This is a genomic window from Staphylococcus ureilyticus (assembly GCF_002902235.1).
In the GTDB taxonomy this organism is placed as follows: Bacteria; Bacillota; Bacilli; order Staphylococcales; family Staphylococcaceae; genus Staphylococcus; species Staphylococcus ureilyticus.
Map to the genome: position 1 here is coordinate 23,246 of NZ_PPRL01000086.1, position 16,913 is coordinate 40,158.

Genomic DNA, 16,913 nt, shown 5'->3' on the forward strand with positions numbered 1-16,913 from the left:
ACTTTAACATTTACAATTAAAATATGAAAGCGTATACTTATTATTATTGAATATTATCAGGAGGGTTAATATGGGAATCAAAGTGAATAAAAAGCTCATCTTTTTCCTTGGTGCATTGGGAGGATTACTCTATGGTTATGACATGGGGGTTATATCAGGTGCACTGTTATTTATAGAAGATGACATACCGTTAAATAGTTTTACTGAAGGACTTGTCGTTGCATCGATGTTAGTCGGCGCTATCTTCGGCTCCGGTGCGAGTGGACCTATGTCTGATAGATTAGGTCGTAGACGTGTTGTATTTATTATCGCTATTATTTATATTGTCGGTGCATTAATTTTAGCCTTAGCACCATCAATGCCAGTATTAGTAATTGGTAGACTTGTTATCGGATTAGCTGTCGGTGGCTCAACAGCAATCGTACCAGTATATTTATCTGAAATGGCACCTACCGAACAACGTGGTTCGTTAAGTTCCTTAAACCAATTAATGATTACAATTGGTATTTTATCTTCATACTTAATTAACTATGCTTTCACTCCAATCGAAGGATGGAGATGGATGCTCGGTTTAGCAGTATTACCTTCACTCATTCTATTAATCGGTGTAGCATTTATGCCTGAAAGCCCTAGATGGCTACTTGAACACAGAAGTGAAAAAGCTGCTCGTGACGTTATGAAATTAACATTTAAAGAAAGCGAAATTGATAAAGAAATTGCTGATATGAAAGAAATAAATGCTATTTCTGAAAGCACTTGGAATGTATTAAAATCACCTTGGTTAAGACCAACATTGATCATTGGTAGTGTATTTGCTTTATTACAACAAATTATAGGTATTAACGCTATTATTTATTACGCACCAACGATATTTAGTAAAGCTGGTCTTGGAAATGCAACTTCTATATTAGGCACAGTTGGTATTGGTACCGTAAACGTCCTTATTACGATTGTAGCAATTATGATTATTGATAAAATAGATCGTAAGCGATTATTAGTCATCGGTAATATTGGTATGGTAGCTTCACTATTAATCATGGCAATATTAGTTTGGACAATTGGTATCCAATCTTCTGCATGGATTATGGTTGCTTGTCTAACGCTTTTCATCATCTTCTTTGGTTTTACTTGGGGACCAGTACTTTGGGTTATGTTACCAGAATTATTCCCAATGCGCGCACGTGGTGCTGCAACAGGAATCGCTGCTTTAGTACTATCTATTGGTAGTTTACTAGTTGCGCAATTATTCCCTATTTTGACTGATGTTTTATCAGTAGAACAAGTTTTCTTAATCTTTGCAGCTATCGGTGTCTGTGCTTTAATCTTTGTTATTAAATACTTACCAGAAACACGCGGACGTAGTTTAGAAGAAATAGAAGCTGATTTAAGATCTAGAACAAATGCAACTGATGTCAATGTTAAAGAATCCAAATAAACATTACATTGCTAAAACAAAATTAATATGAGTTTTTAGGGTATAAAGCCTATGCTCAAAATAAGAGAGCTAATCCGTTCTGGATTAGCTCTCTTTGCATCTTGCAAATTAATCCGTATAGCTTCCTAGAAGATGGTTTGGTATCATTCTCCCTGAATATGAACGCGTTGTATTATCGTTAAAAAATGATATCAATTAGCACAAAATAATACACGTCCATTACTCTATCTTTATGAAAGAGTAATGGACGTGTGTTTCGTAGATAACTATCTCAAAACTACTGCTTCGCATTTAAACATTCTTCAACATATTTAATTTTAGTATTTGATATACATCCCACAAGAATGAGGTTCCGTAGTCGTAAATCCGAATTGTTCATACAATTGATCTGCAGGATAATCTGCCATTAGACTCACATAAGTACCATCTTCTGCAACAGATGATATATATTTCATAATATTAGTCATAACCTGTTTACCATAACCCTGTCCTTGATAACGTGGTTCTACTGCTATGTCAATAATTTGAAAAGCAGTACCGCCATCTCCAATTACTCTGCCCATCGCTATTAATAAGTCATCATCATATATTGTAACGTCAAAGCATGCATTTGATATCCCTTTTTCTGCCGCCTTTTGTGATTTTTCACTTAACCCAGCTTTTTTTCTCATATTTCTATAATTTTGTACTGTTGGCGCTTCATACTTTATTTTAACCATGTATTTTCATCCCCCAGACTGCTAAACCATGATTTATAAATATTTTTTCATCACTACTTTATTAGATTCTTTGAATGCATCATTATGACTCGATACATAACCTTCAGGAGCTGCTTCTGGTTCAACATAAAGCTTTGCTAGATTAGCTGCGTTTGCTGCGTCGCTAAAAGCACTCGCGATTAAGTGTGCTTTTGCTTCATGATAAATAATATCACCACAAGCGTATAAACCTTCAATACTCGTTGCAGTGTTACCAAACCCTTTAATATTATATTCACTATGCATATCAACTTGAGTTGTAGATTGTTCTAATAATGTATTTTCTCTATCGAATCCATGACTGACGATGACTTCGTCAAAAGCACGTACCTCTTGTTCCCCTGTTTCAATATTTTCCAATATCACTTGTTCTATACGCGACTGGGTAACGTCTCCTATTAATTGATAGATATGTGTGTTGGGTAACTTTTCTACTGACAATCCATCTAATATATTTTTCATTGCTTCATAACCCTTGATATCCGCTTTTCGATAAATTAATGTCACACTTTTAGCGTAGCCACTTAAATCATTTGCCCAATCTAGAGCAGAGTTACCTGCACCTGAAATCAATACGTTTTTGTTTTTAAAATGTTTTAAAGATTGCACAACATAATGTAAGTTTGTTAATTGATATCTTTCTGCTCCCTTGATATTAAGTTGTTTTGGATTAATGATGCCACCACCAATGGCGATAATAACAGATTTGGATTTATATATATTTCCTTTATTGGTCTCTACTTCAAAATGACGTTCAGCCAATTTCCTTATATCTATCACACGTTCCTCTAAATTTACTTTAGGATTAAAATGTAGTCCTTGATTAACAGTATCTTGTATAATTTCATAGCAAGGTTTCGGTGCCAATCCCCCGATATCCCAAATAATCTTTTCAGGATACACGTGCATTTTACCTCCTAGCTTATCTTGAATATCAATAATTCTTACATTCATCCCTCTTAATCCAGAATAAAAGCTCGCGAACAGACCGGCTGGTCCACCACCGATAATGATTACATCATCCATAATAATCCTCCTACATGTACTACTTATTAATACCTATTATCCTATTATTGATAATGCTTATCAATTAAAAAGGATGACTTTTTAATAATTAATTACTTTATATGTATAATGGCTGTAAAATAAAATAAAAAGACGATCAAATTCGTATCGATCGTCTGCTATATCTATGATTACTATATTTGTTTTAAAAATTCTATTTAGAGAAATTATTTTTCTGATTTTTTGACAATGGCGTTTTTAAGCAAGAAGAATAATAAAATAAAACCAGCTGTAATCACTGTATGCCCCATACCTGCATAGCCAGCAAATGATTCTGGAACTTTAAGTCCCATCACTTGGTAAGTGCCTTTCGTAAACATCATACCAATCGTTACCAATACACCTATATTATACACAATAAAGAACCAATTAAATAAATAATAACTACTCAAATTAAATACTTTTGTTACTGGTAATAAAATGAGATTCATAAACATTCCTAATATTAACGTATGCGTATGTACTACTACTAATTGTGTATCACCTGTAAAGTCATAAGCAAGTGTTAATTCACGATAATAAAAACCACTAAGCAATCCTAAGATTGTATAAATTAAAAAAGCGTATAATATTCTGCGCATTCAAAATCCTCCTTAAAAATTATTATAAAATAAATCTAATTAAAATACAGTGACAATTCACCAAACTTCACAAAAAAGCCAGTAATCAAAATCTGATTACTAGCTTAATCGCTTATGCTTTATCTTTCTTTACGAGACTTTTTAAAAATTGCTATGAGCGCTAAAATAATAGCTATGATAGATACAATCCATAAAGCGATAGAATCATTGCCCGATTGATTGTTTTCAGAATCAACATCAGCTTTTTTTGATACTTTAGTCACAGGTGATGGTTTTTCAGCGTCTTCATCACCATTCCATTTTACAGTTTCTCCATCGTCGTAAGTTTGATAAGCATCCCATTTAAATTCGCCTTCTTTATCAGGATTTGCTACTTGAATAGGTAAATCGACAAATTCATTTGGTCCAATACCTTTATCTTTAGCTGTCCAAGTGATTTTAGTAATATTGCCATCGTCATCTTTAGTTAATTTATGATCAAATGTTTCCTGTGGTGCAACACCTACAACATTTACACCCTTGGGCACTTTCAACTCTATTTTTGTCGTGTTCGCTTCTTTTTCTACTGGAACTCTAACATCATATTTTTCATAAGAACCTGGTTCACTTGTGTCAGGATTCATAGTCACATGTGCATGAGCACTTTTGGAAAATACTAAAACAGTAAAACAAACTGCGATGGCTAAAATAAATTGTCTTTTCATCTTTTAAACTCCTATCCTGGAATATTTAATTGACTCATAATTACACCTGCTAATATGAGTAAAATACCTATACTTAGTTCTATGATTAATGCAAATCTATTTGTCTGACGATGCTTACCAAGCGCTTTAGTTGTTTGATAAAATCCTAACGTCATCATCACAAATGTTAGCAGAATCTTAATAAGTAATAAAACGCTCCATGTTTGAATATTTTTCCACAATGTTAAGACATTCGTTTGGTCAATTGACATAAGGACACCCGATATGACAATTAACATGACAGCGCTAATATTTACTTTTAATAAAAAAGGCCTCATTTGATTTACTGCAAATTGTTTTTTACCCAATACCATCACGACTAAGTATATCAAAGCGCCTAACCAAAATGAGATTCCAGTAATATGGATCACCCTGATAAAAATCGACCATATTGGTACAGATTGAGACCAAGCATGTCCAGACATACTAAGCGCAATTAATATTAGACTTGGAATGAATATATACCAACTTGTAGCCATATTTTTCAAAGTGAAAAGCAATAATAATATGATAACTGCAATCATTGTTAATATGAATGGTGTTTGCAATAAAGTTGCTTTTTGTAGACTTAACACATCTGACACAACATCAGAAGATAAAGTCATCATATAAATTAAAACTGTGATAACGGAAATCATGACCAACGTCAAAATGGTTGGCATCGTATATGTTTTAAAATTTAAATGAGGTAAACTTTGTCTTTTAGCTAAGCGGTTGACAAAATAAAGGCCGGTAAGTGTAATCAATAATCCTTCTATTATAAAGCGCGTAACCCCAAACCAAAAATCTGCCTTTTCATAAAACGGTGGTGCTGTATCAATTCCATTTGCTGTCTGTTTTCCAACTGAAAATTCAAAACTATCATTGATTTCATGGCCATCTGCAGACATTGTATGCCATTTTATACTGTGCGTACCTTTATTTAAATTTTCAATGGGAAATGTCAATGTTTGAGAGGAACCTGTTGTACTTGGTTTTACTTCAGTCAATTCAGAACCATTGTCATCATAAATCTTTATGCTTGAATACTTTGAATGGACTGGTTCATTAAATTGTAATGTTATTTCATTTGGCGCGTTTTCAACCACACTATTTTGTGCTGGAGTAACTTTTTCTAAAGTTGCATGCGCTGAAACTTGCTGAGAAAAAGTAACTATCCCAATGATCAACGAAATTATAAATATAACATAAGAAAACTTATGAATTTTAAATGTTAATTGCACTTTCATCCCCCTTTTTCAAAAAGTTTATATTATCAATGATATTAAATGAAATATATATTCACAATATAAATTTCATTTTGTCATTTTTTGGACAAATAATTATAAATTAAATATTATTGTTCCAATTAATTAGAAATAAAAGATTAGTTTTGTTACCATTAAAAATATTTATAATGTGTTGTTATAAAAATAAGTATTAAACTAATGCTAAATTTGTTCTTATTAGAAATGCTAAGTTACAAATTATGTATAAATTTAATTTAAATAGCAAAGGACTAATCCGTCGTCTCTCACACGGACTAGTCCTTTGCTTTAATTAAGCGCTTTAGGCCTCAACTTCTTATTCTTCAAGAATGATATGGTTTACATAAATATAACGCATTAAAATTCATCTTGTTCAACTTTCACAATTTTATCTACTTTACGTTGAGAACCGCCTTCCCAACTTACATTTAAGTATGCTTCAACATTTTTTTTAGCAACTTCTATACCAATAATTTGTGCTCCCATAGTTAGTATTTGAGCATTGTTACTTAACTGTGCACGCTCTGCAGAATAGTAATCATGCGCCAAAGCGGCGCGTATGCCTTTTAATTTGTTGGCTGTTATCGCAACGCCGATGCCAGTTCCACAAATAAGAATACCACGTTCATTATCTCCTTGTTGGATGCTTTTACCAACTTTAGCAGCAACATCTGGATAATCCGTCTCTGCACAATGATAACAACCAAAATCTTCTACTTCATGGCCGAGTGTTTCTATATGCGTTTTCACTGCCTCTTTTAAGTCATAACCATTGTGGTCTGCACCGATTGCTATTTTCATTCTAACTCCTCCTTATATACTTATCACTTCACTTATACATATGATTTAAATGTATTTAACATCAGATACGCTGACATCGCGCCAGGATCTACATGACCTTGCGAACAATAGCCTAATCGCTTAGAACGGCCTTTATTTGAAACAATATCCTTTGTACTTTCCATACCTTTTTTAGCCTCTAAAAGTGCAATCTCAAATGCTTCCTTGAAATTAATACTTTGATATTTAGACGTTTCTAATGAAAGATAGAATGGTTCAAGTGTATCAATCATCGTTTTATCACCTATTTCAGCTTTACCTCTTGCCTTAATTTCTTTACTGAATGCAATCCAAAATTGATATAAGTCTGTATCATCTAATTCAGTTTTATTTTTCACTGCAACTGCTGACTTTAAAAAACCTGAAGCATATAAAGGACCTACAGATGACCCAACTGCATCCAAAAAGCTTTTACCAACAGCAACACTGATTTTTGCAATATCATCTTGTACTTGTAACTCGTTATGAATCGTACTTTTTACAGCTTGATAACCAATATTCATCGTCACACCATGATCACCATCACCTATTTTTCTATCTAATTCACATAAGTTATCTTTTTGTTCTTCAAACAACTCAGCTAATGCTAGGATGAATGATTTATATGTTTCACTTGTTAATGTCATTACAATTTCCTCCTAGACTTCTTTAAAATTTGGACAATCGACAGGATGATCTATACATGACTTTAACGTCTCGTCCACCTTCATCAATGTTACTGAGAAGCCACCCATTTCCATTGATGTAATAAAATTACCAATATACGATTTGTACGTCTTTATATTATTTTCATTTAATATTGCATCAACTTCTTTATTAATAATATATAATTCCATTTGTGAGGTTGCACCCAACCCATTTACTAGCACAACCACTTCATCATCTGATTGATAAAGACCTTCTTTCAAAATGTTTTTCATAATTACTTGGACAGTTTCTTTTGCTGTGCGAATCGTTGTTTTTTCAATACCTGGTTCACCATGATGTCCTAATCCAATTTCCATCTCATTATCTTCAAGATCAAAACTTGGTTTTCCTGTTTGCGGTAAATAACAAGGACTTAACCCAATGCCCATCGAACGTGTATAATCATTTGCCAGTTGTGCAATACGACGTACTTCCTTCAAATCATAGCCAAAATCAGCAGCAGCACCTGCAGCTTTATAAACCAGTAATTCACCTGCTATGCCACGTCTCTCTTCAATTTCCTTCGCTGAAGCAACATCATCATTTCCTATTACTACTGCTGTTTCAATATCATCTTCGACTTCTGTCATTTCGCTGGCCATTTCAAAATTCATTAAATCTCCTGCATAATTTCCATAAATATATAACACACCATTGCCGTCATGAATTTCTCTAGTTACAGCTTGTATAGGAATTGGTGAAGGTGAAGCGAAAATATTACCTACTGCCACACCATCAGCCATACCTTGACCAACATATCCGATAAAAGCTGGCTCATGTCCTGATCCTCCACCAATTAAAACACTCACTTTACGATTAGGGTGTCGTTTTTTTCCAATTAATGCTCTTTGATGCAAGTTTGAACGTCTAATATATTCAGGATAAGCAATTAAATATCCGGCCATTAATTCTTCTATGACGTCATCAGGATGATTAATCATCTTTTTCATTTAAAGTCTCTCCTTTTAACTATCTATGTTATCTATCACTTTGCTGTTTTAAGGTACAAGCACAATTTTCAATGACTTATCTCCTTTTTTCATCAATTCAAAGCCTTCTTCAAAATCTTGCAGTGGCAATTGATGCGTTACTACGCCTTCAGTTGGATAATCACCATTTTGTATACCATTTATCACAAGCGGATAACAGTAAGGTCCTAAATGACTACCCATTAAATCTAGTTCTTTACGATCAGAAATGATGCTCCAATCAACAGTTACTGGATCCCCAAATACAGAAAATTCGACAAATCTTCCTAGTTTTCTAATTGCACTCAAACCCTGTTCAACAGATTTAGGATGTCCTGTCGCTTCAATCTAAGTATCACAACCATAGCCCTCAGTCATATCCTTAATTTCTTTTACTATGTCAACTTTTGCTGGATTCATTACAATGTCTGCACCAAATTGTTTCGCTAATTCTAAACGATCATCTTTCATATCTAGTACAACCAAAGTTTCAGCGCCAGATTTTTTAGCAGCTCCTATCATGCCAAGCCCCAGTGTTCCAGCACCAGATAATACAACGAAATCTCCTAATTTGATGTTTGCACGTTGCACTGCATGTAAACTACAAGCATATGGTTCAATTAGAATTGCTTTTTCTATAGGTAGATTTTCAGGAACTTTATAATTTATTGCTTCTTTAGTGAATTTCATGTATTCAGCCATACCGCCATTGACATTATTTTGGAAACCGTATAAATCGTGTTTTTCACACATCCAATACTCTCCACGTTTACAAAATCTACATTCCCAACAAGGTACAATCTGTTCAGAAATGACACGATCACCTATTTCAAAATCAGTCACATCTTCGCCTTTCTCAACAATACGTGCAATAAATTCGTGGCCCGGTATCATCGGTGCTTTAATATAAGCAGGTTGCGTTTCATCACCCCAAAAACTTGGCGCTCCGCCATACGCTTTAATATCTCCTGCACAAATACCACATGCTTCAACTTTCACTATAATTTCTTTTGAATTCTCAATTGTTGGCGTCTCTACTGTTTCATATTTATAATCCCCTGGTGCATATGCTACAACTGCATTCATTTTGTCTGGATAATTTTTATTTGTCATTTTCAACAACCCCTTTTCTTATTAGAAAACGCTTTCATTTATAACTATAATTCTAATATATATTTTCATTTCTTTCAAATATTTTTTCATTTATTTTCGTTTTGCTTTTGTTTTGTTATTTTTATAAAAAATTGTGTTAAACTAAATTATGAACATAAGGAGGTTGCGAATCATATGAAAATGTATGCAGATGAACGACGAGAGCACATATATACTTATATAAAGTCACATAAAAGAGCTACTGTAAAACAACTTTCAGATTACTTAAGCGTGACAGAAGCAACAGTTCGGAGCGATTTACGGCTTTTAGAAAGTGAAAATAAGATTACACGTACACATGGCGGAGCAAAAGTTAATGATACGATGACTTCTAAGTTAAACTTTTCTTACCGCTTAACACAAAAGCATCGTGAAAAACATAAAATAAGTGAGCATGCGTTAAATAAAATCGAACCGCAACAATGCATACTCATCGACGCAAGTTCAACTACATATGAGCTTGCAAAATTAATATCTGAGACAACAATGGAACTTACGATTATTACAAATGGATTGGAAAATGCAGTACTCTTAAAAGAAAATCCAAACTTAACAGTGCTCGTAGTTGGAGGGTTTGTATCACAAGATTCAAATGCAATTACCGGAAACATTGATTCACAAATTTTAGAAATGTATCATATTGATTATTTCTTTTTATCTGCAAACGGTTTTACCTTAGAAAATGGTTTGACTGATTTTTCATTACCTGAAGTTCAACTCAAAAAGCAGATGATTCAAGAAAGTGAAAAAGTAATTGCTCTGATAGACCACAGTAAATTTGATATTTCATCTACTTTATCATTTGCTAAAATCACTGATATTACTGAAGTTATTACTGATGAAAATCCCCCCAAAAAATGGCTACAAAACATGCCATTTAAGTTAACTGTTGTTTAATTTCAAAATTAACAATTTAAAAAGCTGTATCAATTAGAATAATTTAATACCTAATTGATACAGCTTTTTTTTACTTAAAATCATTATCCAATCTTTTTATATACCACCTGACCATCCAACAGTAGTGAAGATATACAACACAATTGAACCTACGATGACCCAAATTAAAAACAATGGTGCCATAAATTTAAACCATGAACTAAAATTAGCTTTCGCAATAGCAATCGCACCTACTGTCGCACCCAATGTTGGTGTAATTAAATTACCTAATCCACCGCCAAAAGATAGTGAAGTTAACAGTATTTGGTCATTCACACCAAGTGTATGTGTAACTGGTTGTAATATTGGAACCATGACACTCATTAAACCTGAACCAGATGGCACTAAAAAATTAAATACTGTTGCTACTAAAAATATTAATATTGATACGACACCAGCTGACGAACCATCAAGTTGTGTCGTTAATCCGTTGACAATCGTACTTAAAATCTTACCTTTTTCTAGAATGACGCTGATTGTGTTTGCCATGATAATAGCAAAAGCAACCACTAGCATTGGTTTCGCTCCTGCTAGAAATCCATCCACCATTTCACTAGGCCGTTTACTTTTTATTAAGTAAGCAAGCACAAAACTAATACCAAAAACAGTAATGAATACACCATTTCCATATTTCTCAGTCCAACTTAACATGCCGTTACCTATTGCTAATACTATAGGTGTAAAAATCACTAATCCTACTACAACCAAATCTCTCCAATTAATTGTTCTATCTTTCAAATCAATTTCTGTATTTGTTATTTGCACATTATTTTGTTGCCAAGATGTAGTATTCATCAAACTTTTATTTGGTGATTTAATAACCCTTCTCGCATACCAGATAACATATAATAAAGTGACCAATAAAAACACTGTATACATAATTGCTCTCCCACCATATCCTGAATATAAAGTGACTTCCGGATAAACGATTTGACCAATTTTAGCCATACCTGAAGGAGAAACTGAAAATGCCATATACAAAGGTAGGAAGGTCATGCCAAGGGCAATAATTGGATCTAATTTTAACCTATTCGCTAAAATGACACCGAGCGTGACAAAAACAATCATCTGATCGCCACCTACAAAAAACCCTATAAACGCCATTAAAGAAAATAATCCTATAATAAGTGGTAAAGCACCTGCGTGTTCAAATCTATATATCATATAATTAGTTAACTTTGTCACTGAGTCCAATTGCAACATACCTCCAATTGCCCCACCAACAAATAGCAATAAAGTTACAGTTTGAGCTGATTGTATACCCCCATTTAATATTAAGGTAATTGCATAAAACGGATTAACTGGATTTTGTGAAATAGCATGATAAGTTCCTTGTACAATTTCACCACTTTTTGTCGTGTCAAATTCACCAGCAGGAATGACATATGTCAGTAAACATGCAAACATCATCATCATCAACATCATTAATAACACGTGTGGCAATTGAAATTTTCTTTTTTCTTTTATTTTTAATTGGTCTTGTTCAACATCTGTTTGCGAATGATGTGAAGTTGCACTATATTCAGACATTCTATTTCACTCCTTAAAAATCATTTAAATTAGATATGCTCTACTTTTGTGTTTCGATATCGATTTTCTTTAAACGGAATACCAAGATGATCACGTAATGTACTACCTTCATAAGATTTCGAATAATAACCTTTTGTTTCTAATATCGGTAACACTTCTCTTAAAAATTCATCATATATTTCACCATAGACATGTGGTCCAAAGATAAAGCCATCTGCTGCACCTTGTTCAAACCATTCAATTATTAATGCTGCTACTTCTTCATAAGTGCCTGTAAATGGTGAACGTCTTACAGTTTCTTCTAGAGCAACTTCTCTTAACGTTAAATTTTGTGATTTCGCACGTTCAGCAATTGCATCAGTAGTTGCACGAAAACTATTTTTCCCTACGTCACCTAACTCTGGAAATGGTGCATCTAATTCGTATTGAGTAAAGTCATGGTGATCATAATATCTTCCCAAGTAGTCTAAAGCCTCTTCAATTGTTGCTAATGATTTAAGTTCATTTAATCGTCGCTCTACTTCGGCCTTATCTTTTCCAATGACTGGTGCCAGCATTGGATAGACTTTAACATGGTCGGGATTACGCTCAAATGCTTGGGCTTGTTTTTTAATACTGTCATAATTACTTTTAGCAATTTCAAGTGACTCACCAAGTGTAAAAACGGCATCAGCATATTTAGCTGCATATGCCTGTCCTTTAGGAGAAGCTCCTGCTTGGAATATAACAGGTTGTCCTTGTTCTGACCGACTTGCATTCAAAGGACCTTTAACTTGGAAATATTGACCTTTGTAATCTAAAGTATGCATTTTACTTTTATCAACATATTCACCATTTTCAACATCGAACGTAAACGCGTCATCTTCGTACGAATCCCATAATCCTTGTACAACTTGGATATGTTCTTCAGCAATATCATATCGAACATCATGTTCTGGATGATCTCCTTTACTATAATTGTCAGCACTCCCAGCTAAAGGCGAAGTCACCACATTCCAGCCTGCACGACCTTTACTAATGTTATCAATGGTTGAAAGTTGTCTGGCCACTGTGAACGGTTCACTATACGAAGTTGAAATCGTACCAACTAATCCAATTTGCTGCGTTATAGGAGCTAGAGCTGCTAAAAATGTTAAAGGTTCATGTCTATCTAAAAAATGTGGTATCGATTTTTCATTGATATATAATCCATCTGCTACAAAAACGAAACTGAAGCCAGCTTTTTCTGCTTTGCGAGCAATTTCAAGTTGAAATTCAAAATTTGTACTTGCATCACTTGGAACCTCACTTGATTTCCAAGCATGCATATGACTACCAGGACCGTTCAACATAATTCCAAAATCTATTTTTTTATTTGTCATTTTACCCCTGCTTTCAAAGTCGATTTTTTATATACACGCGCTAATTGCTCTACTGTTTTTAATCGTAATGAATGATTTTGAACGGGCATATGAAACATAAATTCATCAACTTCATCATCTATATTTAATTCATGAATCTGTTGTTTTATGGACTCAGCTGTACCATTAAATACCTCTATTTGTTGTGCTTCAATTTCAAATGTCCTTGAACTTTGCTTTTTAAAATCATCAATTTGGTGTTCACTTGATACCGTTAATTTTTGACCGTCATCAAAGTGTAAAACATAGTTTGTACGCCCTTCTTCAATTAATGCGTACTCCGCTTCGCTATTCGATACAACAGCTGCCAAGGCAACAATGATTCTCCCCTCAGGATAAAATGCTTTGTATGTACGAATGGCTTTTTGTAAAAGTTCATTATCCGAATTCAAAAAATATGCATAAATAAATCCCACTTTTTCTTCTGCTGCAAAACGCGCTGATCGTTCACTGCCACCTAAAAGAAAAACATGTGGTTTTTCAACCTCTTTATTACGAATCGTTGTTTTTAAATTTGAATATGGATTTTCTTTAGGAAAGTTTCCATTATTAAATTGATTTAATAGATGAAATTTATCATTGAAAGATGTAGGCGAACTTTTGATATCTTCTTGTAATGCTTGTGTCGCTAGAGGAAAACCACCAGGTGCTTTACCTATACCTAAATCTACTCTTCCCGGAGCGATTTGGCTCATAAAATGAAACTGCTCAATCACTTTAAATGGACTATAATGCTGTAGCATAACCCCACCAGAACCAATGTTTATTCTACTTGTTTGGTTTAATAGATGTGTAACTAATATTTCAGGACTCGTACCAACGACTTCTTGTATATTATGATGCTCTGCAACAAAATATCTTGTATAATTCAGGTTTTCTGCTAATTGAGCGAGTTCAACTGTTCTCTTTATCCCGTCGCTAACTGCTTCATTATGATCTATCGGACTTTGATCAAGTATACTAATAGATGTCATAAACAATCCCCCAATCGATTTCTGAAAATTATATTAGTTTCAATCTTATGCTCACGGTAACATTTTGTCAAGTATCCTTATCGTTTTACTAAGGATTAAGAGAGGGATTGCTTTTGCCGTCTCGAGTACTCCATTTTTTACATATCATTTATCATTTAAATTGAAAATTGTTAACCAAGTACACTTTTCTCATAAAAAAAAGAGCAGATTAACATCATCCTTTAATAAAGTGATGTTATTCCGCTCTAATTTAAAAGACTAAGCATAAAATTTATTTCTGTTATGGCTTGCCTCATTATATGATATTAAATTTTGCATACATTGTGGTTAAAATAACTTTTTAATATGACCAACCCAAAGTATGTTCCACTTCATCATCCTCATGTTCAATATTATCTATATCAATCATAGATTCTGAAATGTTTCTAGAATGGTAACCAATACGCTCTAAGATAGCAATCATATCTAGATATAGCAAACCACCTTCTAAAGAACATTCTCCAGAACTTAAGCGCTTGATATGTTTCTTCCTAAGATCATGTTCTAATGTATACGAATCGTTACTCAAACGAACGATTTCATCTTTTTTAACTCTGTCATATACGTTAAACATATCAATTGTTTTTTCAAGTGACGCATCGACATGGTCATATAGTCTTTCAATACTTTGTTCTGCTTTTGCAGATATTTGAATTGATTCTGTTTCTTTTTTCTTTAAATCCAATAAATAAGCTTCCGTTAAACTTGCTACTTTAATAAACGTTCGATTAACATCGAATAACACAGACATTCTTTCTGCATCTTGTTTGGATATCTTCTTCTCAGAGATTTTTGTTAAATATTGTCTTACATTGTCATACATACTTTCCACAGCTGCATGCTTCTGAATTATATCTTTTTCTGTTTTATCATCATAGTTCTTAGCATATCTAAACATATCGAAAGTCATATGACCTATATTTTGAATTTCATCTTGAGCTTCTTGTAACGCGATGTTAGGAGCTCTGTTGATTAAATTTTTATCTAACATTCTTGGTTTATATTTTTCATTCAAGTCTTCGCCTGGTACTAACTTCGTCACTATCCATGCTAGGATGAAAATAAATGGCAATTGAATAATTGTGTTTGTTACATTGAACGTACCGTGTGCAAATGCAATAACCATTTCAGGCTTTAAATTCATAATCCCTTGCATCCATTCAATAACTAATTGATAGAGAGGCATGATTATTAAGAAAATGATAGCGCCAATTACATTGAAGAGTACATGTACAGCTGCCACACGTTTTGCCGCCAACGAGCCTGCTAAACTGGCAAGTACTGCCGTGATTGTCGTACCAATATTATCACCTAAAAGTACAGGAAGTGCACCGTGTAAACTAATTAAATCATTGGCAAAGAATCCTTGTAAAATACCAATTGTGGCACTTGAACTTTGGATAATTACTGTTAATAATGTACCTGCTACCACACCATATAATGGATTCGAAGACATATCTAACATAATTTGTTTAAAAGAGTCTAAATTTGCTAATGGTTTAACTGCACCACTCATAAGTTCTAAACCATAGAACAATGCACCAAAACCAAATAAAATCATACCCACATTTTTCACTTTACGTTTTTGAATAAAGAAAATTAGAAATGCACCAATTGCTAAAATTGGCAGCGAATACTCACCGATATCAATACCTATAATAAATGCAGTAACTGTAGTACCAATATTCGCTCCCATAACTACTCCAATTGCCTGACGCATTGTCATAAAGCCTGCACTAACAAGACCTATAGTAATTACTGTTGTGCCCGAACTACTTTGAATTAATATCGTTACAATCATACCAGCCAAGACACCAATTAAAGGGTTACTTGTAAAAGTATTTAAAATGCTTCTTAATCTATCACCAGCTGCGGCTTGTAAACCGTCTCCCATTTGTTTAATACCATATAGAAAAATACCTAATCCACCAATAAAGGTAAAAATAATCTCCATTACAGAAGAATCCATCGTTACACCTCTTTAAAATATTTGTAAACTATGTGAAGTATAATTAATTTTTGTTAAGCTAATGTTAATTTATCATTAAAATTACATCGTATTTTCTCAACATTTCTGTAATCTTATTTCACCAATACATGCAAACCTTTCCAAATTCACTATCCATGCAGATTTTACAATATGCTACTTATAAAATCCTTAAATTAATCCTTTCTACAAGTATTACAATTAAAATTGAAAGATACTTGTCAACCGCTCTAATCTTCGCTAATATAATTAAGAATTTAATGAAGGGAAGATTTGTATTGTGATTACTGCTTATAAACATACTCAAACACAAGAAATAATAACATCAACTTTAGACCATGATGCCTCATGGATCAATGTCGTTGACCCAAATTGGGAAGAAATAGAACATTTAATAGATTTATACCATTTACCAGAAGATTTTATTAGAGACCCTCTAGATACTGAGGAAAGTTCTCGTGTTGAATACGATGAAGAAACGGGCTATTCCCTCATAATCCTTGATTTGCCAGTTGTTAATGATACAAATCTTAATGTGCTCTCGTTTATAACCTGTCTCTTATACACATCT

General features: G+C 33.5%; 14 protein-coding genes and 2 pseudogenes. 3 read left to right on the plus strand and 13 right to left on the minus strand.

The genetic code is table 11. The features are described from left to right. Positions 1 to 70 precede the first annotated feature (70 nt). Positions 71 to 1,435, plus strand: a complete 1,365-nt coding sequence (gene glcP / locus CD150_RS09305; protein WP_174894781.1) for a glucose transporter GlcP — start codon at positions 71 to 73, stop codon at positions 1,433 to 1,435. Between the two features lie 317 nt (positions 1,436 to 1,752). Here glcP and CD150_RS09310 read toward each other — a convergent pair whose 3' ends face one another. From CD150_RS09310 to CD150_RS09350, 9 genes and pseudogenes are all read right to left on the minus strand, one after another. Then, a complete protein-coding gene (locus CD150_RS09310; protein WP_103161518.1) occupies positions 1,753 to 2,154 on the minus strand; it encodes a GNAT family N-acetyltransferase in 402 nt (133 codons plus the stop codon). Positions 2,155 to 2,187: 33 nt separating this feature from the next. Continuing rightward, positions 2,188 to 3,219: an NAD(P)/FAD-dependent oxidoreductase gene (locus tag CD150_RS09315; RefSeq protein WP_103161519.1), complete on the minus strand. Its 1,032-nt coding sequence runs from the start codon at positions 3,217 to 3,219 to the stop codon at positions 2,188 to 2,190. A 206-nt stretch (positions 3,220 to 3,425) separates the two neighbouring features. Further along, positions 3,426 to 3,839 (minus strand): DUF2871 domain-containing protein, encoded by a 414-nt coding sequence (locus CD150_RS09320; RefSeq protein WP_073344011.1) that lies wholly within the window; start codon positions 3,837 to 3,839, stop codon positions 3,426 to 3,428. Positions 3,840 to 3,958: 119 nt separating this feature from the next. Then, the gene (locus CD150_RS09325; RefSeq protein WP_073344014.1) at positions 3,959 to 4,543 is read right to left on the minus strand and encodes a YcnI family copper-binding membrane protein; all 585 of its coding nucleotides are present in this window, start codon (positions 4,541 to 4,543) and stop codon (positions 3,959 to 3,961) included. A gap of 11 nt (positions 4,544 to 4,554) precedes the next feature. Continuing rightward, positions 4,555 to 5,811, minus strand: coding sequence for a copper resistance CopC/CopD family protein (locus tag CD150_RS09330; protein ID WP_174894782.1), 1,257 nt, complete (start codon positions 5,809 to 5,811; stop codon positions 4,555 to 4,557). Between the two features lie 375 nt (positions 5,812 to 6,186). Next, on the minus strand, positions 6,187 to 6,630 hold the full coding sequence (rpiB, locus tag CD150_RS09335) for a ribose 5-phosphate isomerase B (RefSeq protein WP_073344017.1): 444 nt from the start codon (positions 6,628 to 6,630) through the stop codon (positions 6,187 to 6,189). Positions 6,631 to 6,662: 32 nt separating this feature from the next. Continuing rightward, entirely contained in the window at positions 6,663 to 7,295 is a 633-nt protein-coding gene (gene dhaL / locus CD150_RS09340; RefSeq protein WP_103161521.1) for a dihydroxyacetone kinase subunit DhaL, read from the minus strand. A gap of 12 nt (positions 7,296 to 7,307) precedes the next feature. Beyond that, positions 7,308 to 8,306: a dihydroxyacetone kinase subunit DhaK gene (locus CD150_RS09345; RefSeq protein ID WP_046207592.1), complete on the minus strand. Its 999-nt coding sequence runs from the start codon at positions 8,304 to 8,306 to the stop codon at positions 7,308 to 7,310. A 48-nt stretch (positions 8,307 to 8,354) separates the two neighbouring features. Further along, positions 8,355 to 9,437: pseudogene (locus CD150_RS09350) on the minus strand (MDR/zinc-dependent alcohol dehydrogenase-like family protein). Positions 9,438 to 9,611: 174 nt separating this feature from the next. On the opposite strand from CD150_RS09350, the gene CD150_RS09355 reads away from it, so the two are divergent. Beyond that, complete coding sequence (locus CD150_RS09355; RefSeq protein WP_073344029.1) at positions 9,612 to 10,373, plus strand: DeoR/GlpR family DNA-binding transcription regulator; 762 nt, start codon at positions 9,612 to 9,614, stop codon at positions 10,371 to 10,373. A gap of 96 nt (positions 10,374 to 10,469) precedes the next feature. On the opposite strand, the gene CD150_RS09360 is transcribed toward CD150_RS09355, so the two are convergent. From CD150_RS09360 to CD150_RS09375, 4 genes are all read right to left on the minus strand, one after another. Continuing rightward, positions 10,470 to 11,942, minus strand: a complete 1,473-nt coding sequence (locus tag CD150_RS09360) for a Na+/H+ antiporter NhaC family protein (protein WP_073344032.1) — start codon at positions 11,940 to 11,942, stop codon at positions 10,470 to 10,472. A 29-nt stretch (positions 11,943 to 11,971) separates the two neighbouring features. Continuing rightward, positions 11,972 to 13,303 carry an LLM class flavin-dependent oxidoreductase gene (locus tag CD150_RS09365; protein ID WP_064209325.1) on the minus strand — a complete coding sequence of 444 codons (1,332 nt, stop codon included), beginning with the start codon at positions 13,301 to 13,303 and terminating at the stop codon, positions 11,972 to 11,974. After that, a complete protein-coding gene (locus CD150_RS09370) occupies positions 13,300 to 14,316 on the minus strand; it encodes an MsnO8 family LLM class oxidoreductase (RefSeq protein WP_070812615.1) in 1,017 nt (338 codons plus the stop codon). Before CD150_RS09370 ends, CD150_RS09365 begins: the two co-directional genes overlap by 4 nt. Before the next feature lie 340 nt (positions 14,317 to 14,656). Then, positions 14,657 to 16,324 carry a Na/Pi cotransporter family protein gene (locus tag CD150_RS09375; RefSeq protein WP_103161522.1) on the minus strand — a complete coding sequence of 556 codons (1,668 nt, stop codon included), beginning with the start codon at positions 16,322 to 16,324 and terminating at the stop codon, positions 14,657 to 14,659. 298 nt (positions 16,325 to 16,622) lie between these two features. Here CD150_RS09375 and CD150_RS09380 point away from each other — a divergent pair. Then, a pseudogene (locus CD150_RS09380) lies at positions 16,623 to 16,913 on the plus strand (magnesium transporter CorA family protein); the annotation flags it as partial.